At 56.3% G+C, this 21,107-nt stretch carries 17 protein-coding genes and 1 pseudogene; 1 reads left to right on the top strand and 17 read right to left on the bottom strand.

The annotated features are described in order from the left end of the window. Positions 1-26: 26 nt before the first annotated feature. Entirely contained in the window at positions 27-1,058 is a 1,032-nt protein-coding gene (pstS, locus tag CEC48_RS09120; RefSeq protein ID WP_088423437.1) for a phosphate ABC transporter substrate-binding protein PstS, read from the bottom strand. A 189-nt stretch (positions 1,059-1,247) separates the two neighbouring features. Here pstS and ppk2 point away from each other — a divergent pair, with 189 nt between their 5' ends. Continuing rightward, on the top strand, positions 1,248-2,165 hold the full coding sequence (gene ppk2, locus CEC48_RS09115; protein WP_088423436.1) for a polyphosphate kinase 2: 918 nt from the start codon (positions 1,248-1,250) through the stop codon (positions 2,163-2,165). 253 nt (positions 2,166-2,418) lie between these two features. On the opposite strand, the gene CEC48_RS09110 is transcribed toward ppk2, so the two are convergent. From CEC48_RS09110 to CEC48_RS09040, 16 genes and pseudogenes are all read right to left on the bottom strand, one after another. Beyond that, positions 2,419-4,416, bottom strand: coding sequence for a methyl-accepting chemotaxis protein (locus CEC48_RS09110; RefSeq protein ID WP_371917753.1), 1,998 nt, complete (start codon positions 4,414-4,416; stop codon positions 2,419-2,421). A 327-nt stretch (positions 4,417-4,743) separates the two neighbouring features. Continuing rightward, a complete protein-coding gene (locus tag CEC48_RS09105; RefSeq protein WP_371917752.1) occupies positions 4,744-5,877 on the bottom strand; it encodes an HD domain-containing phosphohydrolase in 1,134 nt (377 codons plus the stop codon). Positions 5,878-5,951: 74 nt separating this feature from the next. Further along, complete coding sequence (locus tag CEC48_RS09100; protein WP_088423433.1) at positions 5,952-6,884, bottom strand: chemotaxis protein CheV; 933 nt, start codon at positions 6,882-6,884, stop codon at positions 5,952-5,954. 258 nt (positions 6,885-7,142) lie between these two features. Then, positions 7,143-8,213 (bottom strand): chemotaxis response regulator protein-glutamate methylesterase, encoded by a 1,071-nt coding sequence (locus CEC48_RS09095; protein ID WP_088423432.1) that lies wholly within the window; start codon positions 8,211-8,213, stop codon positions 7,143-7,145. Further along, positions 8,210-8,722, bottom strand: a complete 513-nt coding sequence (locus CEC48_RS09090) for a chemotaxis protein CheD (RefSeq protein WP_088423431.1) — start codon at positions 8,720-8,722, stop codon at positions 8,210-8,212. Before CEC48_RS09090 ends, CEC48_RS09095 begins: the two co-directional genes overlap by 4 nt. Then, positions 8,715-9,518, bottom strand: coding sequence for a protein-glutamate O-methyltransferase CheR (locus CEC48_RS09085; RefSeq protein ID WP_088423430.1), 804 nt, complete (start codon positions 9,516-9,518; stop codon positions 8,715-8,717). Before CEC48_RS09085 ends, CEC48_RS09090 begins: the two co-directional genes overlap by 8 nt. A 21-nt stretch (positions 9,519-9,539) precedes the next feature. Continuing rightward, positions 9,540-10,064: a chemotaxis protein CheW gene (locus CEC48_RS09080; protein WP_088423429.1), complete on the bottom strand. Its 525-nt coding sequence runs from the start codon at positions 10,062-10,064 to the stop codon at positions 9,540-9,542. A gap of 61 nt (positions 10,065-10,125) precedes the next feature. Beyond that, entirely contained in the window at positions 10,126-10,632 is a 507-nt protein-coding gene (locus tag CEC48_RS09075) for a chemotaxis protein CheW (protein ID WP_256579688.1), read from the bottom strand. A gap of 3 nt (positions 10,633-10,635) precedes the next feature. Next, complete coding sequence (locus CEC48_RS32120; RefSeq protein WP_371917755.1) at positions 10,636-11,688, bottom strand: methyl-accepting chemotaxis protein; 1,053 nt, start codon at positions 11,686-11,688, stop codon at positions 10,636-10,638. A gap of 66 nt (positions 11,689-11,754) precedes the next feature. Beyond that, positions 11,755-12,159: pseudogene (locus CEC48_RS32115) on the bottom strand (methyl-accepting chemotaxis protein); the annotation flags it as partial. 917 nt (positions 12,160-13,076) lie between these two features. Beyond that, positions 13,077-15,224 carry a chemotaxis protein CheA gene (locus CEC48_RS09065; protein WP_256579687.1) on the bottom strand — a complete coding sequence of 716 codons (2,148 nt, stop codon included), beginning with the start codon at positions 15,222-15,224 and terminating at the stop codon, positions 13,077-13,079. Between the two features lie 4 nt (positions 15,225-15,228). Continuing rightward, positions 15,229-15,546, bottom strand: coding sequence for a lipid asymmetry maintenance protein MlaB (locus CEC48_RS09060; RefSeq protein WP_088423425.1), 318 nt, complete (start codon positions 15,544-15,546; stop codon positions 15,229-15,231). 33 nt (positions 15,547-15,579) lie between these two features. After that, positions 15,580-15,948 (bottom strand): response regulator, encoded by a 369-nt coding sequence (locus CEC48_RS09055; protein ID WP_088423424.1) that lies wholly within the window; start codon positions 15,946-15,948, stop codon positions 15,580-15,582. A 13-nt stretch (positions 15,949-15,961) separates the two neighbouring features. Further along, positions 15,962-16,993, bottom strand: a complete 1,032-nt coding sequence (locus tag CEC48_RS09050; protein ID WP_371917754.1) for a methyl-accepting chemotaxis protein — start codon at positions 16,991-16,993, stop codon at positions 15,962-15,964. A 316-nt stretch (positions 16,994-17,309) separates the two neighbouring features. Continuing rightward, positions 17,310-17,939, bottom strand: a complete 630-nt coding sequence (locus tag CEC48_RS09045; protein WP_088423423.1) for a response regulator transcription factor — start codon at positions 17,937-17,939, stop codon at positions 17,310-17,312. Next, positions 17,939-20,836 carry a PAS domain S-box protein gene (locus CEC48_RS09040; RefSeq protein ID WP_256579685.1) on the bottom strand — a complete coding sequence of 966 codons (2,898 nt, stop codon included), beginning with the start codon at positions 20,834-20,836 and terminating at the stop codon, positions 17,939-17,941. The genes CEC48_RS09045 and CEC48_RS09040 overlap by 1 nt, the downstream gene beginning before the upstream one ends. Positions 20,837-21,107 lie beyond the last annotated feature (271 nt).

The following is a 21,107-nucleotide window of genomic DNA, read 5'->3' as shown; positions in this document are numbered from 1 at the left end:
GTACACCGAGAGAGGCCTCACGAGCGTTACTTGATGTTGGCGGACGCTTTGCGAACCTGATCGACAACCGATTGCGGCAGAGGGATGTAACCCATCGAGTCAGCGATTTTCTGCCCCTCGGTCAGGCTGTATTCGACCATTTCGCGCATGGCTTTGGCCTTGGCCGGGTTTCCGTTGTCCTTGCGGAAGATCATCCAGGTGTAGGAAGTGATCGGGTAGGACTTGGCACCGTCCGGATCCGGCAGCCAGGCCACCAGGCTTTCCGGCATTTTCACTGCTGCCAGGGCCTCGGCACCGCTTTCGGCGTTAGGTACAACGTACTTGCCGGCTTTGTTCTGCAGTTGGGCAAAGTCAACTTTGGCCAGCTTGGCAAAACCGTATTCGATGTAGCCGATTGCGCCTGGGGTCTGGCGCACGGTGGCGGTCACACCATCGTTTTTCGGCGATTTGATGAATTTGTCGCTGGCTGGCCAGTTGACGGTGTTGCCTTCACCCAGGTCCTTCTGGAACGCCGGGTTGATTGCCGCCAAGTGCTTGGTGAATACCGCAGTGGTACCGCTGGAGTCTGCACGCACCACAACGGTGATCGGCATATCAGGCAGTTTCAGGCTCGGGTTGGCTGCGACGATCTGCGGATCGTTCCACTTGGTGATCTTGCCCAGGAAGATGTTGGAGTAAACGTCACGAGGCAACTTAAGCTCTTTAGGATTGCCCGGCAGGTTAAACGCCAGCACGATTTCGCCCGCCGTCATCGGCAGCAATTGCACACCCTCGGCAACCTTGGCGATGTCTTCATCTTTCATGGCCGAGTCACTGGCGGCGAAATCCACGGTTTTATTCAGGAAGTCCTGCACACCTGCGCCACTGCCCTTGGATTGATAATCCACAGTGACACCCGCGGTTTTCTTGCTGAAATCCTTGAACCAGGTGAGGTAGATCGGTGCCGGGAAACTGGCGCCGGAACCTGTCAGACGAACGCTTTCCTCAGCAAACGCCATGGAACTGGCACAAAGAGAAACCGCAACGGCGAGTGCAGCAGACTTCATCAAGCTTTTCATTAAGGAAACTCCTTGTGATAACGGGCTCCCGCACTCTGCAATAGGTTTGTTACGTTTTTATGAAAATTGAATGGCGAAGCGCTTTTGTCCCCGTTTACCGCCTCCGCAGCAGCGCGTGCGCGTGTAATTACTTCGTAACAAGTTGCGACTAACACTCTGCCACTCCCCTCCCCGACGCGAGTTCCTCCCATGCACTCAACCGAAGACGCCTTGATACAGCGCATCCACCGTGAGCTGCTTGATCACAGTGACGAAGAACTGGAACTGGAGTTATCCGAAGACGGGCATGACCTCAACACCCTGTTTGATGAGCACGTTGAGGAAAGCGCCGAGAAGGCTGCTCGAAGGATTTATTTCAGCGAACTGTTCCGCCTGCAAGGCGAACTGGTGAAGCTGCAAAGCTGGGTGGTCAAGACGGGCCACAAAGTCGTGATTCTGTTTGAAGGGCGGGATGCCGCCGGCAAAGGCGGTGTCATCAAGCGCATTACCCAACGCCTCAACCCTCGAGTCTGTCGCGTCGCCGCGCTGCCTGCACCCAACGACCGCGAACAGACGCAATGGTACTTCCAGCGCTACGTCTCACACCTGCCGGCCGCCGGTGAAATCGTGCTGTTTGACCGCAGCTGGTACAACCGTGCGGGCGTTGAACAAGTCATGGGGTTTTGCAACGAAGACCAGTACGAGGAGTTCTTCCGCACCGTACCCGAGTTCGAGCGCATGCTCGCCCGCTCCGGCATCCAGCTGATCAAGTATTGGTTCTCCATTTTCGACCAGGAACAGCATCTGCGCTTTCTTAGTCGCATTCACGATCCGCTCAAACAGTGGAAACTCAGCCCCATGGACCTGGAGTCGCGTCGGCGCTGGGAGGCTTATACAAAGGCCAAGGAAATCATGCTCGAGCGTACCCACATCGCCGAAGCGCCGTGGTGGGTGGTGCAAGCCGATGACAAGAAAAAAGCCCGGCTCAACTGCATCAACCACCTGCTCGGGCAGATGCCCTATGAAGAAGTGGAGCTACCGGTCATCGAACTGCCGCAACGCGTCAGGCAGGAGGACTATTCCCGCAGTCCAACGCCACCGGAACTTATCGTGCCTCAGGTTTATTGATACAGGCCGAAATGAGCGCGTAAAAAAAACGCCACTCCATGAGTGGCGCTTTTTCTATATTTGGAGCGGGAAACGAGGCTCGCTTCGGCAGGAGCCCCCAAGGCTGTCTGCGATATAACGCCACGTATGTGCCTCTTCACAATCTTGCGCGCTGATGTAAAGCGCTTGTTCCAGTCCATCGTGGGCAAAACTGATTTTGTAGTCAGTCAGGATCACCCTCCGATCGTTAACGTCCACAGTGCAGGTGTAGACCCTAGCTGCTTTTGACTTTGAAACGGCCGAGACCGCGTTGCATCGTACTCGCTCGTTCCGACAGATTCCTGGCCGCCTCTGCGCACTCCTGTGAGTTGGTCTGATTCTGCTGAGTGACTTCATCGATCTGCTCAAGGCCGATGCTGGCCTGTTGTAAGCCGGATGCCTGCTCGCTCGATGCCTGGTAGATCAGTGATACCAGACTTGAAACAGCGCTGGTTCCGCTGACGATATTTCTCAACGAGTCGGCGGTACGGCCCGCAATGATCATACCGCGTTGGGTTTTGACCGAAGAGTCGGCTATCAAGGCCGCCGTTTGTTGAGCGGCTTCGGCACTGCGAGCCGCCAGGCTGCGCACTTCGTCAGCGACCACCGCAAACCCGCGGCCAAGCTCCCCGGCTCTGGCTGCCTCGATCGCGGCGTTCAACGCCAGCAGGTTGGTTTGGGCTGCGATGTTGTCGATAGTGGTGATGATGGCGGTGATGTCTTTGCCTGAGTTGTCGATTTCGGCCATGGCGGCAATCAACTCGCTCATTAACTTGTCACTTTCGCCTGCGTCGGCCCGTGACGCCTGGGACTGCTCGTCAGCCTTTTTGGCATTGGCGGCGTTGTCGGTGGTCTGTGCCGCCATCTGCGTCATCACGGCGCTGATTTCGGTAATCGACGAGGCGGAATTCGACGCGCCATCGGACAGCGACTGACTCAACTCAGTGACTTGTGCGGAGCTACCGGTGATTTGAGTGGCGCTGACCTGGACTTCCGAAATCAGGTTATTCAGGTTAGTGACCATTTTCTCCAGTGATTTGCCAAGGGAGTCCTGGGGTGATGAAAGACGGACGTCCAGATCCAGGTCACCTTCGGAAATGCGCTCGGCGATTCTGACCTGGCGTTGCAGGCTTTCTGACATATCGTTCAGGGCAAAAGACAATTGCCCGACTTCATCTTCGGACTTCTGAACCAGGCGGCGTGAGAAATCACCCAGGCTGATGCTCGCCGCCAGCGCGGCGGCTTCACGAATCGGCCCGACAATTTTTGCGGTGGCAAACCACAGGGCTACCAGGGCCAGCAAGGAAATGACAACGCCCACTGACACCTGCCAGACACTGTTGCTGACACTGCGCGATTGCATCTCCTGCTCCAGGGCAATCGCGTGGCTCATCACCACGGCCTTGGGCAGACGAATCAATATGGCCCATGGCTTGCCGGTGCGGCCCAACTGAATAGGCATCAACACTTCGATGTTCTGACTGTCCTTGTTGAGTTGTCCGACACCGCGCGCGCTCTGGATATCGGCGAGGGTTTTTTCCCAGGTCTCGGGCAGTAACCCCTTCAAGGGTTGGCCGATCAGATCGGTGCGCGCGCTGTCTGCAACGACCAGCCCCTGATTGCTCAGGATCGAGACGGAGCCTTTGCCACCGTAAAGCTCGGCTGACATTTGTTCGCTGAGTTTCTGGATGAAGGCAATATCGAAGTCAGCGCCGACTACGCCATAAAACTTGCCATTGGCTGTGATCGGCACTGAAAGCGTGGTCAGCCAGACGTTCTTGCCTTGAACGACATAAGGAATGGGGTCCAGGACGCTTTCTTTCTGAGTGTCGCGGGGCCCCGTGTACCAGCCACCTTTGGGCACGCCATTGGGATGACGAGCCTGGGAGTCATATTCCACCAAGGGTTGAACCGCGATATGGCCGTCCGAACTGCGTGTCCAGTAAGGCGTGAAGCGCCCGGTCAATGGGTTATTGCCGCCTTCGCCATTGCGAAACGCCTGATCCTGGCCGTCCAGTGCATCCGGCTCCCAGCAGGAATAAGTGCCGTTGAAGTCGGGGTTGTCCTTAAGCACGCTGAGCAACATCGTATTGATCTGTTCGCGGCCTAACGACAGTGGGCTTTGCGCGGTCTTGCTGGCCGCGAATGCATTGGCCAGGGTTCGCGCCGAATCCAGGGCATTTTGCAATTTTGCCTGGATAGCATTCGCCCGCGACTCCGCAAGGTTTTGCACTTCGCGTATCGTTGAGTTTTCAATCTGCGTGGAAACTTCTCCGGTGACGTACTTCTGGTTTGCGCTGGCGGAGAAGACCCCGTAGAGGACCAGACTGGCCGATGATATAAATAAACAAAGGCCCGCAGTGAAACAAATTCGAGTCTGCAATGAGTTGAATTTCATGGTATCTCCTGCCCACGGTAATTATCGCCGGCATAAGTTAACGTCGGCACTTCGCTGTCCTTGCACACTCGGCAAAACTAACAATCATCGCTGCTTGAGCCTCTGCCCGGCTAGTTAATTAACCCGCGACCGATGACATGACAACTAGGTTTTAAACTACAATTACTGGTGCGTCGTTTCTTCCAGCCACAGCAACTCAGTATTCTTGAACCCATAACGCTGGGCAGGTACACGCTCGACGATCCGGTCACTCTGCAAAGGGTCACTCAGGTCTACGATTCTCGGCTTTATGTGAATATTCAGCACGGGCAAAAAAAACAGTTTAACTTTAGGCGTCAGCAGAGAATGAGCATGCTGTTCGATGACAACACCGATACCTCCACTCTTCAGTTGAACAATCGAGCCCACTGGGTAAATACCCACTGACTTTAAAAATGCCCTGAATACGTGGTCATCAAAGTGTCCCTCGCTGGTCGACATGTGCTGGATAGCAACGGCCGGATCCCAGCCCTCGTTATAGGAGCGGTCGGAGGTGATCGCGTCATAAACATCGCAAACAGCGGCCATGCGAGAAAAGAGGCTGATCTGCTCGCCTGCCAACCGATGCGGGTAGCCTGTGCCATCCACCCGTTCATGGTGGTGCAGGCACACATCCACGATCATTTCGCACACCTGCGATGTGGCCAACAGGGTTTTTTCGCCTTCAAGCGGATGGGTTCGGACCAACTGCAGTTCGTCCTCGCTCAGTCGGCCAGGTTTGTTAAGAATGGCGCCGGAGATAGCCATTTTTCCAATATCGTGAAGCAGACCTGCCAGCCCTGCCCTGCGCATCAAGGTTTCGGGCAGACCGAGTTGATTGCCCAAGGCAATCATCAACCCGCAAACGGCGACCGAATGCATGTAAGTGTAGTCGTCGATACTCTTCAACCGAGCCAGGTTGATAAATGCGTCCGGGTGGCGCGAAATCGAATTGGAAATGTCGTCGACCAACGCGCTGATGTTTTTGAGTTCCAGGGCTTTGCCCATGCGTGCATGACTAAACATCTCGATTACGGCTGCCTTGGATCTAGCGCAGATTTTCCTGGCGGCTACCAGTTCTTCGCTCATCGTTGTCTGTGTTGAGCACGAAGTTGGGAGTGGCAAAGCCGGGGTTGAAGAAACGCTATCGCCTGGTGTTGCACTCCCGCAACCCAGGGCGCAATAGACCTTCACGTCAGGGCGGGTTGGGCGATCCCTCCAAAATGGCCTTGCCTCGCTGTCAATATCCAACTGATAGAGCTCATTGCATTTCAACATGACACGCCCTCGTTGAGTTTATTGTATGGCGTTCCTATAAAGCCTCCTTGGCTGGCGTGTTGCGGTGCTGAAGATCAGCCGGCTCTGGTATTTTTGATCCGGGCTACTACACGACCGGCCAAATCATCCGGGCGAAACTTTGCCAGGAAGTCATCGGCGCCGACTTTCTTGACCATGGCTTGGTTAAACCCCCCGGATAACGAGGTGTGCAAAACGATGTGCAGGTTTGCCATTCGTGGGTCGTTACGGATTTCGGTGGTCAACGTATAGCCATCCATTTCTGGCATTTCGATGTCCGAAATCATCATCAGAAACTCCTCATCCGGCTTACGCCCTTCATCAAGCATTGCCCGAAGGTAATCCAGAGCCTGTCGACCATCATTTAACGCGACAACCTCAACGCCCACGGTTTCCAGGCAACGGGTCACCTGCTTACGCGCCACCATCGAGTCATCTACGGTCAATACGCGCAGGTGCTGCGCCGTTTGGTTCACTTCGTCATCGACTACCCCCGGGGAAATCTCCTCGGAGCATGGCGAAATCTCGGTCAGTACCTTTTCAACGTCGATAATTTCTACCAAACGATTATCGCTACGCGTTACCGCCGTTAAATAGTTGTTGTCACCACTCCCCATGGGAGGCGGATGGATATCTTCCCAGTTCAAGTTGACAATGTGCTCAACGGCATACACCAGGAACCCTTGAACACGGTTGTTATACTCCGTGAGAATAACAAAGGCATTTTCAACATCCTTGACGCCCGGCAACCCTGTTGCCATTGCCAAGTCCAGAATCGGAATGCAGCTACCCCTTATATTCGCCACGCCACAAATATTGATATTAGACTTTGGCATCATGGAAAGTTTTGGGCAGCGAATAACCTCCCTGACTTTAAATACATTGATTCCGTACAACTGGCGATTATCGAATCGGAAGAGCAAGAGTTCCAGTCGATTTTGCCCTACCAGTTGTGTGCGACTGTTAATTGACGCCATCAAACCTGACATAAACTCTCCCGAAACCAGCCTCAATACCGCAATAGCAACATGCTACGAAGCAACATGTAAATTCTTCGTGAAAAAAACAAGAACATGGACGCTGCTGACAAAGGTCCTAAAACTACTAGCCTGTTTCTATTCAAATGGATGTACGCAAGGCCATGCCTTCCACCATTCCAACCCATTAGTGAACGGCATTATTATCTAACTCGCATTCGCCCGCTGCTGCCGTGATTTAAAACAACTTCCATACAGAAATCTGAACAGTCAGCGGCGTTGATGCATCGATTGCAAAATCGCTGCCGAAATATGTTCCAGGGGCAACTCACGCTCTACCGCACCCAGCTTGAATGCTTCCTTCGGCATGCCGTACACCACACAGGACTCTTCATCCTGGCCGAGGGTGCGGGCCCCGTTGTCGTGCATTTCCTTCAGGCCACGGGCGCCGTCGTCCCCCATGCCCGTCATGATGATACCCAGCGCGTTAGCGCCGGCACTGCGCGCGACGGATCGGAACAGTACATCAACGGAAGGGCGATGCCGGCTGACGGGAGGACCGTCAACAATTTCAACCTGGTATTGAGCACCGCTGCGCTTGAGCAACATATGCCTGCCGCCAGGAGCAATCAGTGCGCAACCGGGAATGACGCGGTCGCCATTCTTCGCCTCCCTGACCTCAATCTCGCATAATCGATTGAGGCGCTCGGCAAACGCCGCAGTGAAGTGTTCAGGCATGTGCTGCACAATTACAATGCCCGGGCACACCCTGGGCAAGGCGGTCAGCACCAACTCCAGGGCTTGAGTCCCCCCCGTAGACGTACCAATGGCGACGATGTTTTCGGTGGTACGCGCCATCGCTTGGGTACCCGCAGGAAGAATGACATCGGCATTCAACCTCACGGCGGCGCGTTCGCCGGAAGGCACCATACGTTTCATATTGGCCTTGGCGGCCGCCTTGACGGCACCGGCCAACTCATCGGAACTGTCGGTCAGAAACTGGCGCAAATTGAGTTGTGGCTTGGTCACAATACTGACTGCCCCGGCAGCCAGGGCCTGCATGGTGGTGGCCGCGCCCTTCTCGGTCAACGTGGAGCAGATGACCACCGGCGTGGGGTGTTCGGCCATCAGCTTCTTGAGGAACGTAATGCCATCCATCCGTGGCATCTCTACGTCCAGCACAATCACATCCGGCCACTGCTTGTTCATTTTATCCATGGCAAACACCGGGTCCGCCGCCGCGCCGATGACTTCGATGGCAGGGTCTTGCCCCAGGGTCGCCGTCAGCACTTGGCGAACCACGGCGGAATCGTCAATGATCAGTACTTTGATAAGGCTCATGTCGCACGCTCTCCACGAGGGCTGCCGGTTTGTTTCTGTAGGGCCAGGTAGTTGAGCTCAATGTCGCCATTGCCAAGATCAAACACCACGGTTCGATAACCCACGCCTTCCACGTGAAAGTTGTGACAATGCAACTGATGCAGGTCGAGCAGGTGCCGGGCTTGTTCGACATTGCGCTGCCCGACGTAGTGACTGTCCGAACGCACAAGCCCAGGAAACATGTTCCCACCGCCAAATACGCTGATTCTGAACTCGGCAGGCCTGGCCTTGCTCGCGTGTATTCTGCCGAGCAACAATTCGAGCGCCTCATTGCCGTAACGACCGTCTAAAGCACCCGGGTTCGTCACTGCACGCTGAGGCAGCAGGTAGTGACACATGCCTCCCAACAAGCGCCGTGGATGCCAGAACACCAATGCAACACACGACCCCAGCACGGTGCGTATCCGAATCGAGCCAGAGCCGAAAAACCATTCGCCAGGATTCAGGAAAATCTCGCGGGTGTCAGGCATGTGGCCTCCGGTAGATTGAAGGTTTTACCAGTCGCAGCTCATCGGTGATGCCATTGAGGCTCTCCGAATGGCTCACCAGAAAATACCCGCCGGGCTTGAGATGGCTGATCAGGCGCTTGACCACTTGCACTTTGGTGTCGTTGTCAAAATAGATCATCACGTTGCGCAGGAAGATCACGTCGAACATCCCGAGTTTCGGCAGCGGATTATTCAAATTGATGGCCTGGAAATCGATCCTTGAGGCAAGTGCCGGTTCAACCATGAAGCAACCGTGGTTGGCGCCGACACCCTTGAGGCAATACTTGTTGAGCAGCGCCTCAGGAATGCCACGCGTACTTTCGAGGGGGTAGCGTCCCTGGCGGGCTTTGTCCAACACCCGGCTGCTGATGTCCGACGCAACAATCTCCCAGGGCCTGCCCGCAAGGTTGTCCGCCAGGACCATCGCCAGGGTGTAGGGCTCTTCACCGGTGGAGCAGGCGCCACTCCAGATGCGCAGAGGCCCGCTGCCACGCAGTTCGGGCAGCGCCACATCACGCAGGAAATCAAAATGCTTGGGCTCGCGAAAAAAGTAGGTTTCGTTGGTCGTCAGCATGTCGACTGCCACCTGCAACTCCGTACTGTCCTTCATCAATACCTTGTAGTAAGCGCCGTAGGTATTGAGCTTGAATACTTGCAATCGCTTGGCCAGCCGAGCGCTGACCAACTGTTTTTTGGCGTCGGAAAGGCTGATGCCTGCGATTTGATGAATGAGGTTACGAAACTGCAGGAACTCGGCGTCGGAGAGAATCACGTTCATAAGGACGTTCCCAAAGAAAAATCAGGCGGTTGAGGGCAGCGGGGACTCAAGCTTCACCAGCGCATCGACTTGCTCCAGCGACAACACGCGACCGATATCCAGCAACAGCACAAAACCGCTCTCTAATTTGCCGATACCCAATAGAAAGTCCGCCCTGACATCGGTACCGAAATTCAACGAGGGTTCGATGTCCTGATCAGCGATTTCCAGTACCTCGCTGACCGCATCCACAATGATGCCCACCGGCTTGCGCAAGGTACTGGCCTGTACCTCGATGATCACGAAGCAGGTTCTTGAGGTCTGTACCGTGCGTTCGCCGCGAAAGCGCACTCCCAGGTCCAGCACCGGCACCGCAGCGCCTCGCAGATTAATCACGCCCCGGATACTGGGGGGCAACAACGGCACGCTGGTGATCGGCCCATACTCGATGATTTCTCGTACGTTGAGCGTACCAACGGCGAACATCTCATCCCCCAGCTCAAAGGTGAGGTATTGGCTCGGGCTCGAGACCGTGGCATTGCCTGGACTTTCGATGGGTAGCGCCATGAATCACCTCGGGTCAATTACTTTCCGGTTGCGCCTGGGGAGGCGGCCGTACGCGTCGAGCTCACATCAAGCCGGCCATCTCATCGACACACAAAACATGCTCAATCTGCAGCAGCGTGACAAAGTCGCCTCGCACCTTGGTCATCCCCCTGATGAAGTCGGTACGAATAGGGTTACCGAAGGCCGGTGCGGGCTTGATATCAATATCAAGGATCTCGATCACCTCGCTGACCGAGTCCACTACCACCCCCAAGACCTGGGATTCGCCCTCCTTCGCCGCCTCCAAAATGACGATGCACGTACGGCTGCCCAATACCGTCGCGCCCTTGCCAAACCGTGCCTTGAGGTCCACGACCGGCACCACCGAGCCGCGAAGATTGATGACCCCTCGCAGAAATGCCGGCATCATCGGCACGGTCGTCACCTGGTTGTATTCGATGATCTCGCGAACACTCAGCGTGTTGACCGCATACATCTGCTGAGCCGCCAAAAAGGTCAGGTATTGCAAGGGCTCATCCACGTGCGTGGCTGGCTCGAAAGTGCCCGGCATAACAACTGAGGCACTCATGGGTCAGCTCCCGAAGCGGACGAAACCGCCCTCCGTCGAACGGCTGTCCTGATCGAGCATCGACGCCGCACGACTGATAATGGGCATCGAGATGGCCCGACTCGCGCGCTTGCTTTGTACGGTGAAAAAGCCCATGAGCTCCTGCAGCTGCTCGGCCTGGCCGCTCATTTCCTCAGCCGTTGCCGCCAGTTCCTCGGACGCCGAAGCGTTTTGTTGAGTCAGCTGGCTCATCTGCGACATCGCGCTGTTGATTTGCTCAGACCCGATGGATTGCTCCTCTGAGGCGGCGGCAATTTCCTGCACCAGGTCCGATGTTTTGGCGATCGACGGCACAATCTCGTCCAACAGGTTGCCCGCCCGCTCGGCCAAGGCAACGCTGTTTTTGGCCACCTCACTGATTTCCTGAGCGGCGATCTGGCTACGCTCGGCCAGTTTGCGCACTTCGGCGGCCACCACCGCAAACCCTTTGCCGTGCTCGCCGGCACGTGCCGCTTCAATCGCCGCGTTGAGCGCCAACAAATTAGTCTGGTAAGCGATCGAGTCGACGATGCCGATTTTTTCGGCGATGGTCTTCATCGCGGCCACCGTGTCCTTCACTGCACGACCGCCTTCCGAAGCTTCCTTGTTGGCTTTTCCAGCCATGCCATCGGTCACCTTGGCATTTTCGGTGTTCTGGGCAATGGACGCCGACATTTGCTCCATCGACGCCGAGGTCTGCTCGACCGACGCAGCCTGCTCGGAGGCTGATTGGCTCATGCTTTGGGCCGTGGCGGAGATTTCCTCCGAGGCACTGGACAACGAGTCCGCAGAGCCGCGCACTTCGCTGATGATTTCCGAGAGCTTTTCGACAGTGCCATTGACCGAGTTTTTCAGTTCCAGGAATTTGCCTTGATAATCACCGGTGATGCTGCGGGTCAGGTCGCCGCCGGACATCGCCGACAATACGTCCATGGCCTCGGTAATAGGCACGATGATCGCATCAAGCGAACCATTGATACCCAGGATGATCCGGCGGAAATCACCTTGATGCCGCGCAGCGTCAGGCCGGGTGTCCAGTTTGCCGATCAGCGCGCTGTCACTGATCTGGCTCGTGTCTTCGACGAGCGCAAGAATATTGGCTCGCAGTTGCTCGATGTTTTCGTTGATGAAGGCTTTTTTGCCGGGGAATTGCTCCAGGGGCGCAGACAGATCGCCTTCGCCAAAAGAGCGGATACAGGCCATGGCCTTCTTCTTAACGCTGATATGGCCGCTGACCATCTGATTGATACCCTGGCCAATGTCGCGGTACGAACCGGCAAAGCGCTCGATATCAATCATGACGTCGATGTCACCTTTTTCGTGCTCGCTGGCCATGTGCTTCATTTCATTGATCAGTGCCAGGATGTTGGTGCGTAACAGCTCGATGCTTTCGTTGATAAAGGCTTTTTTTCCAGGGAATTGCTCCAGAGGCGCTGACAAATCACCTTCACCGAAGGAGCGGATACAGGCCATGGCTTTTTTCTTGACCGCAATGTGGCCGTTGACCATATCGTTGATGCCCTGGGCCATGGAGCCGTAACTGCCATGAAAGCGACCGGCATCGATCTGTGCGTCGATCTCGCCCTTGTCGTGTTCGCTGGACATACGGTTTATCTCCGCGACCAGCCCATGCAAACTTGCCCCCAATTGCTGCATGCAAGCCATCAGGCTAGTGGTGTCGCCCGCCTTGAGTGTGGCTTTTGCATCCAGGTCTCCCGCCAACAAGCGTTGAGCGAAGGCGCGAACGACCACCGGCTCACCGCCGAACTGGCGCATCAAACTACGTCCCAGCAATACACCGATCAGGACTGTGGCCAAGAGGGTCAGTGCGCCGACCAGTAAAATAATGGAGCGCGCGTTCTGCTGGGTGCTGGAAGCCAACAGCTGGGCTTTACGTCCCAGTTCCAGATTGTATTGGCGCACCTCGGCAATGCCCGCCTGAATCGCGCCTTGCAATGGCTGGCTGGCCTCAATCAGCCCGCGCGCGCCAGCCCTGTCACCGTCATCAATCGACTTGTCGAAACGCGCCTGCAAGGTGGCAAACTCCCCCAGTTTGGTGCGCAACTGGTTCAACAGCGTCGCATCATGATCATCAGAGATCAGGCCGGCCTGGTAATGATCAAACGCCTTGGTGATAACGCCAAAACTCTGCGCCACGGCCTCTGAATAGGATGGGATTGTGGTTTTTCCCGCGTCGCTCACGTGCTGCCATTGCAGGGTGTGGAGATTGTTGAAAGCCTCGGCAGCCCTATCGATCTCAAGCAGGCTGGGCACTGTGTTGACGCTGGCATAACTGGCGGTCGAATTGATTTCACCGGCCAGATAGAGGCTGGTGCCACCCAACACGAAGACGCCCAGCATTGCCGTGAAAACCAACAACGTAATATTTTTGATAACGGTCATGGCGAGGAACTCCTGATGACGCTTTATTGAGTCGATAAAGGACTTGGAATCGAACGGTGGGTGGCTTCCTTGGCAATGCGTCCGAGCAAATTGGGGATATCCAGAATCAGGGCCACGGCCCCGCTCCCGAGGATCGTGAACCCTCCCAGGCCATGGGCATCACCAAACACTTTGCCCAGTGGCTTGATCACGGTCTGAAACTCCCCCTGCAAGCGATCAACTACCAGGCCGGCGCGCAGGCCGGCGTAGTGCACGACAACAACGTTTTCTCGGTTACCTCCAGGCTCTTGCACATCAAACATCTCCCGTAACCGCAAGATCGGCAGCACATCCCCCCTGAGGTCCAGGTAGCCGGTCTCGGCTCCCTGCTGAGGCGCCAACTCGATGCACTCCTCCACCATGTTCAGCGGAATCACATAGGAGGCCTTGCCCACCCCGATCAGAAAGCCATCGATAATTGCCAGCGTCAGCGGCAGGCGAATCTTCACCGTGGTGCCCCGTCCTTCTTCGCTCTCCAGACTCACGCTGCCGCGCAACGCCGTGATATTGCGCTTCACGACGTCCATGCCCACCCCGCGGCCGGACAAGTTGCTGACCTGGTCGGCCGTGGAGAATCCCGGCTCGAAAATCAAATTCAGGATGTCTTTGTCCGACGGTTGCTGGCCGTCCCCCACCAAGCCACGCTCACGGGCCTTGGCCAGGATTTTGTCCTTGGCCAGGCCGCCGCCGTCGTCCGACACCTCTATAACGATGCTGCCGGACTCGTGATAGGCATTCAGGCGTACCGTGCCTTGGGCAGGCTTGCCCCGTTTGATACGAGTGGTCGCGGGCTCGATGCCATGGTCCATGGCGTTTCGCACCAGGTGCGTCAGCGGGTCGCCAATACGTTCGACGACGGTCTTGTCCAGCTCGGTCTCGCCACCGCCGATGTGCAGCACGATGTCCTTGCCCAACTCTTTGGAGACGTCCCGCACCACACGCTGGAAACGTGTGAAGGTCGCACCGATCTGCACCATGCGTAGCGTCAATGCCGAATCACGTACCTCCTCCACTAACCGCGACAACAGGCTGGTGGCCTCGATCATCTCGCCAATCCCACTGCGCACCGCCACCAGGTTGGCTCCGGCACCGGCAATGATCAGCTCACCGACCAAATTGATCAGTTGATCGAGCTTGGCGGCATCGACCCGAATCAGATTGCCTTCGTTGCTGGATGCGCCCTTGCCGGCCTTGATCAACGGGGTGATCGAATCCTGGAGCACTTCAAGCTCTGCGAGCTTATCGGCCGATGCTTGCTCACCCTCCTGAGCAACGAGCAAAGCCTGGGGCTCCGTCAATGTGCCGCAGCGTACAAGCAGCTCAAGCAGGCCAACATTGTCTTGTGGCAGCGCGTCAATGTGAGCACGACACTCATGGACACTGGCCTGCGGTGCAAGGATCAATATCAGGGCGTCATCGCGAACAAAATCAAAGGCACCGTCGATGACCTCCCGTGAGGCGTCGCTGGCCAGGGCGAGCTCAAACCCCAAGTAATTGGTTTCCGGATCCATTGCCGCCACCGATGGCAGCGACTCGAACAATGTGACGGTATGCAGCAACCGCCCCAACGTGCCGAGGTAACGCAGGAACGCCAAAGGGTCCATGCCATTGCGCAGCACATCCGGACCAAAGCGCAGCGACAAATGCCAATGGTCAAGACTCACACCCTGTTCGTCCGCCGGTACCGTGCCTTGAACGGTCGGCGATACGGTCGATACCCGCCCCTCCAGATACCGAGCCAGGTGCTCACTGAGGCGTTGGCCCTGAGCCCGTAACGGCTCATCCAATCGGTCAAGGTTGCCATCCTCGGCCAATAGGTCGATCAATTGGCTAATATGGTCACGGACGTCGAGAAACAATGCACTCAAGGCCTCGTCTACGCGCACTTCCAGGCTGCGTACGCGGTCCAGGACGCTCTCGGCGACGTGGGTAAACTCAACGATAGGCATCAAGCCAAACAAGCCTGCCGAGCCTTTGATCGTGTGAGCCACGCGGAACAGTCCGTTGATCGTGTCCAGGTCCTGTGGCGACTTCTCGATCTGTAGCAGCGCATCTTCCATTTGCAACAGAAGCTCGCGACTTTCAGCAACGAAGGTCTGCAGCACGTCATCCATGTTCATGGGCTGAGCCATACGATCATGCTCCCGCCGATTGGGCAAAAGGCGTATTGGCGAAGTAGTCTTCAAGGCCGCTGAGCCGCAATGCTTCAATCACCGTCGGGCTGGGGTTGCTCAGTAGCAGTTGCGTTCCCTCCTTGAGCGACTCGCGTTTGACAAGGATCAACAATTGCAAACCGGCGCTGTCCAGTTCGTCGACATTGGATAAGTCCAACTCGACTTCATGGGCCAGGGGAAACAATGACAACAACACGTCTTTTTGCTCAGTGGCCGTGTAGATCGTCAGCGGGCCTTCCATGACCTGGATTCGACGCAGCATCGGGACGGTGCTTTTCATGGAAACCTCCTGGGCAGCGGTCGCTGACCAACGCTATGGCAGTATCAACTTGGAGACCGCGGTGAGCATTTGCGCGGGCTGAAAGGGCTTGACCATCCAAGCCTTGGCACCGGAGGCCTGGCCTTGCTGCTTCATCGCGTCACTGGCCTCAGTGGTCAGCATGATGACCGGCGTGAACTTGTAGGCCGGCAGCATCTTGGCGGCCTTGACGAAGCTGAAGCCGTCCATGTTGGGCATGTTCACATCACTGACAATCAGGTGGATTTTGCGTCCGTCCAGTTTGCTCAGCGCATCTTTGCCATCACAGCCCTCAATCACGTCGTAACCCGCACCTTTGAGCGTAATGCTCACCACCTGCCGGATGGAGGCCGAGTCGTCGACGATCAGAATGGTTTTGCTCATCGGAAAAGCTCCTCTAGAAAAAGGTGATTTCGCTGGCATCCGCCTTGGCGTGCGTCTTACCGCCATGAATGGCGTGTTGCTCCGGCATGGTGTAGGCCGTTGAAAGCTCTTGCAGCCAGCAGTCACTGATCATCGGGGTAAGGGCATGCCCGCTCAGGCTTAATTCATGGCGCTCGTCCAACTGCGCCTGCAACTTGCCCAAGTCACGCGTGATCAGCGTCAACATCTGGCTGACGCGGTCCTGAAACTGCAGTGCGACCAGCACCTGGGCAATCTCGTCGGCGACGTTTGCGCTCTGCTGTTGCAGGTCATGGCTGTTGCCCACGATGGTCTGGGCGTTCCCGCGGAAATGTTCAATCACCTGCGACACCACGCGCTCCGAGTCGGCGAGGGTCAAAGTGTCTTGTTCGGCGTGGTGGCGGGACATTTGCACCGTACGGGCAATGGCGGCGTTGACGGTAATGACGGTTTCGCTGATCTTGCGTCCGGTCTCGCCGGACATACTCGACAACTTGCGAACCTCATCGGCGACCACCGCAAAACCTCGCCCCGCTTCACCGGCACGCGCGGCTTCGATGGCAGCGTTTAAAGCCAGCAGGTTGGTTTGGCTGGCGATGTCACCGACAAACTTGGCCATCTGCTGAAGTTGCTCAGTGAAGCCGGAAAGCTGCATGACTTCCTTGAGCTCATTCTCTTTATTGGAGAGCGCGGAGCGCAGGGCAATGACGATGGAGTTGAGGTCATGCTGGCCAACTTCCAGCAAGTCGACCAATTGCTGGGAAGCGTCTTGACCACCATTGCTGGACACGCTGTGGCTAATGTTTGAAGACAGCGTGCCAAAGCGTTCGCTGAGCTTGAGGATGGACGTTTCGCTGATCAGGCGAGCGGCTTCTATCTGTCGGGACCAGATCGGTAGCACGCTGACGCACACCTCTGCCAAGCCGCTATCGACGGCCAACGTCGGCGAGACTAATGCCGGTTGATCGAGCTGCTGCCGCAGGCTGTACCAGTGCGCCTGGTACCCCCTGTTTGCCCACAGGCCCATGCCGATACACAGGGCAAACAACGCCCCCCCGGCTACCAGCGCCCACGTACTGAAGCTGTCGCTGTAGGCAACCGCAAGCCCTGCGAGCGTACCGGCGAAGGCAACGGGAAACAGTATCAAAGCAACTGAAGGGGGTGCGGTCTGTACGCTCACGGTTTGTCTCCCAGTCAAAGCATGTCTTCACCGCCTGATCGGCGATTCGATTGCTTGAGAGAGATGCTGGCCCAATAATGGCATCACCACCATCAGACCATCCCTATTCTGGGGTAGGGATACCGGGAAACAGAGTAGGAAAATCCCTACCTGAGCGCGGCCGTCACGAAATACCCAAGGTCATGGCAAAGCGCACAATGTCCGCCGTGGAGCAGAACCCCATCTTTTCCATCAACCGAGTCTTGTGGGTGCTGACAGTCTTGTTGCTGATCACCAACTGCTCGGCTATCTGGTTGACGCTCATGCCGTGAGCCAGCAAACGCAGGATCTGGAACTCACGATCAGACAGGCTTTCGACAAAGGTCTGCTGCTTCAAACCACTGCTTTGCAGCGCGATCTGTTCTGCCAGCCCAGGGTCCAGGTAACGTTGACCGCTGACGACTCGACGCATGGCAATCAATAGCGTTTCGGGGTCGCGATCCTTGGTGAGGTAGCCGAGCGCACCGGCGCGCAATGCGCGTTGTGCGATATGGATTTCGTTATGCATGCTCAACACCAGGATGGGCAGATTCGGGTACTGGGTGTGCAGCCGGGCAATCGAAATTTCGCCGCTGATACCTGGCATATTCATGTCGAGCAACAACAGGTCGATCTCGACCTGACGCAACAGCTCGATCAGTTGCGTTCCGCTCTCGGCTTCGGCCACCACTTGCACATCGGCGACCAGCGTGAACAACTGCTTGAGCCCTTCGCGCATGATGGTGTGGTCATCGGCGATCAGCATGCGAATCATCAATACGTATCCTTGTGCATCGGAATGAACGCCTGGACCGTCGTGCCCTGTCCGGGGTGACTGAAAATGATCACTTTGCCGCCCAACATCAGGCCGCGCTCGCGCATACCCGCCAAACCCAAGGTCTGGCGGGTGACCGCGTCCGGGTCAAAACCCTTGCCGTTATCCTGTACCTCCAGCAGCCAGTACGTTTCCTGCGGGCTCAGGGTGACGCTGACCTGTGTTGCGTCGGCGTAGCGAGCGATATTGGTCAACGACTCCTGCACAATGCGGAACGCGGCCGTGACGTGGGTATCGGGGAGCGTCAGAGGAATCAACGGCAGGTGCAACACACAGGGAACCCGGGTCAGGGTGACAAATTCGGTGGTCAGCCATTCAAGACCGGAGACCAGCCCCAGGTTCAGTGCAGACGGTCGCAGGCTGGTAGAGACATCCCGCACGACCTGGATCGTCTTATCGGTCAGCGCCATCAGTTGCTCGACCTGAGGGGTGAGTTCGGGCATGGCGGCGCCGAACTGAAACCTCAATAACGAAATGCCCATGCGCAGCGCAGTCAGGTGCTGGCCCAGTTCGTCATGGATCTCCCTGGCGATCAGTTTGCGCTCCTCTTCCCGCGCCGTTTCCCGGCGAGTCGACAGATCACGCAATTGTGCATTGGAACTGGCCAGGCGCCGCTCGGCCGCACGCAGCTTGGAAATATCGCGTCCCACCGCCAGTACGCTGACGACCCGTTGGCCGTCAACCTCTGGAACAAAGTGGATCAGCACCACTTTGGGTGCGCTCTTCAAACCCGAGAATAGAAACTCTTGCTCAGTCGCTTTATTTTCATGAATCACTTGGGCAACCAATTCGCGAAATAACTGAGATTGTGTATTCAGGGGCGCCACCGCTTCCATCGGCATTCCCATCAGCTCCGGCCAAGCCCCTCCCACCCATTTTCTCAGTTGCGCATTAACGTAGAGCACTTCGCCCTGAGCGCTCAACCGAGCGACCGCGTCCGGGCTGTTCTCTACCAGTGCGTTGATGTCGTGCTGGCGTTCGAGCTCCTTCTGCCGAGCCCTGGTCAGCAGGGTAATGTCGCGGCTGATCACCAATATCCGTGAACCCACGCATCCAGGATCCGCCAGCGGCACCAAGGTAAAGTGCAGGTGTCGAACTTCGTTGCGAAGCACCAGGCCCTCATCAGACTCAACCACAAGTCCGGCGACCGTACATTGCTCGCAGAGCGCATGGATCTTCTGAGCACTCAACCGACCAAATATCGATTCGAGCGTCTCACCGATAACGTCGACATGAGGTTTGCCCAGCACTTGTAACAACGCGGGGTTGACCTCGACACAACGCAGGCAGCCGACTGGGGTAACCTCCAGAAGGCACAGCATGTCCAGGGTATGATCGAAAATGTCCCGGTAACGGCGTTCTCGCTCCCGAAGTAATGACTCTGAACGCCAGCGTTCAATCGCAATTGCGGCAATGTGACACGTCTGGCGCACGCACTGAATGTCGCTGTCATCCGGCACAGAGCCCGGAGAGTGGGACAACTCAAACGTACCAAGGACGTGCCCTTGTTTGTCCACGATCGGTTCAGACCAGAATGCAAAAGGGCCGTCAGCAAGAAGCGAGGGAGGAGGAATGCACATCGCCAGGTCAATGCCTTGTGGCCCTACAAGCTTTACGCCGCAGGAGCGATGGGGCAAGGCCAATCGCAGATAGCTCACCAACAACGCCAGTGTTTCCTCCAAGGCCGAGCCCGTCGCCATCTTTTCGAAAATACCCAGACGCGCGTCTTCCAGCATCTGTTGCTTGCGCAATTGCGTAATGTCATGGGCCAGCGCAAGCACGCCGACCACATCACCGGTATTGCTACGCTCGGCCATGAGGCTGACCGCACAACTCACATACTCGCTGCCGCCCGGGAGGGTCCAAGAGTCTAGAAATTGCGCCGTTTCGCCCGTCGCCAGGACATGGCGCAATTGGTTGAGGTAGTCACCAGCGTCCTCGTCAGGGCTGACGCCTATCGACTCGTCATAAGACTTTCCGGTGAGGAGCAAAAATGTCGGGTTGACGTAGCGGCGTAGCAGGTTGCAGTCGTAACGCACAATAATGTTGGGTGAGTTTTCCGCGAGGGTGAGAAATTTGAGCTCACTGCCCATCAGCGTTTCACGAAGCTGCCAGTTCTCGGTGATGTCTTCCAGTTGAGACACAAAACAGGACGGTTGCCCCTGATCGTCGCGCACCAATCCAACGGTCAACCTTACCCAGACCACCTGCCCGTCGTGATGGATATAGCGTTTATGCAGAGTGGCACCAGGCCTGGCACCGCGCGTCAATTCGTCAATCAGTTGCTTGCCGACCTCCCGGTCTTCGGGATGGGTCAGCGCCATGAACGTAGTGGCTTGCAGCTGTGCCTCACTGTAGCCAAGCAGCTTACAGATTACGCCATTGGCCCGTAGCCAACGCCCGTCCAGTGACACCAGCGCCAAACCCGTACCGGAGGAATCGAAAATGGATTTAAGGGGAATGTCAGAGAAGCTTTCGTTGCCGGGATGAGGCGCCGGCGACTCCAGGCGTGGAATAACCTCAACAATAAAATAGTTATCGCACCATAGCGTCATCGATATGCTCAACCGGCCTGACGCTCTGGCGGTTGCCTCAAAAAACGCGCGAGAGCGCCCATCCGCTTTTTCAAGCGCGGCATAAAAAAGCCAATGGTCCTCAGGCCGCAGAAGAGAGAGAAACTCGGAGTCCAAATCGGGAAATATCGCATTTTGGAACTGAAAATCTGAGAATGCGGAGTTGCCAGTGACAACCGCAGCGGCGCGATCCAACACCACAACCACTCCCGAAAGACAACAAAGCACGCTCTCGAGGGTTTTCAGCATTTCATCGTCAACCATCGCAGCTCCCAAGGGCATCCATTGCGATTGATTTTTCCCGCTGGGAAATGCCGCATCACAACCGTTATAAAAAGACTATTAACCCCCACTGAGTAAGACTTTAGTATCAACTCAAGACCGTATGAACCGGCCAATCCAATTGAATGGCTGCACAACTAATCTTAGCGAAGGCATAGTCAAATGAATACGAATAAAAATTTAAACCTGTAAATCAAAATATGCATCAACAGGGAGGGGGGAGGCACCTGAAAAAAAGAGCGCAAGATTTTAA

It is taken from the genome of Pseudomonas sp. K2I15 (assembly GCF_002204795.1).
Lineage (GTDB): Bacteria > Pseudomonadota > Gammaproteobacteria > Pseudomonadales > Pseudomonadaceae > Aquipseudomonas.
Note: the sequence above shows the minus strand (reverse complement) of the source record. Positions and strands in the feature narration are given on the sequence as shown.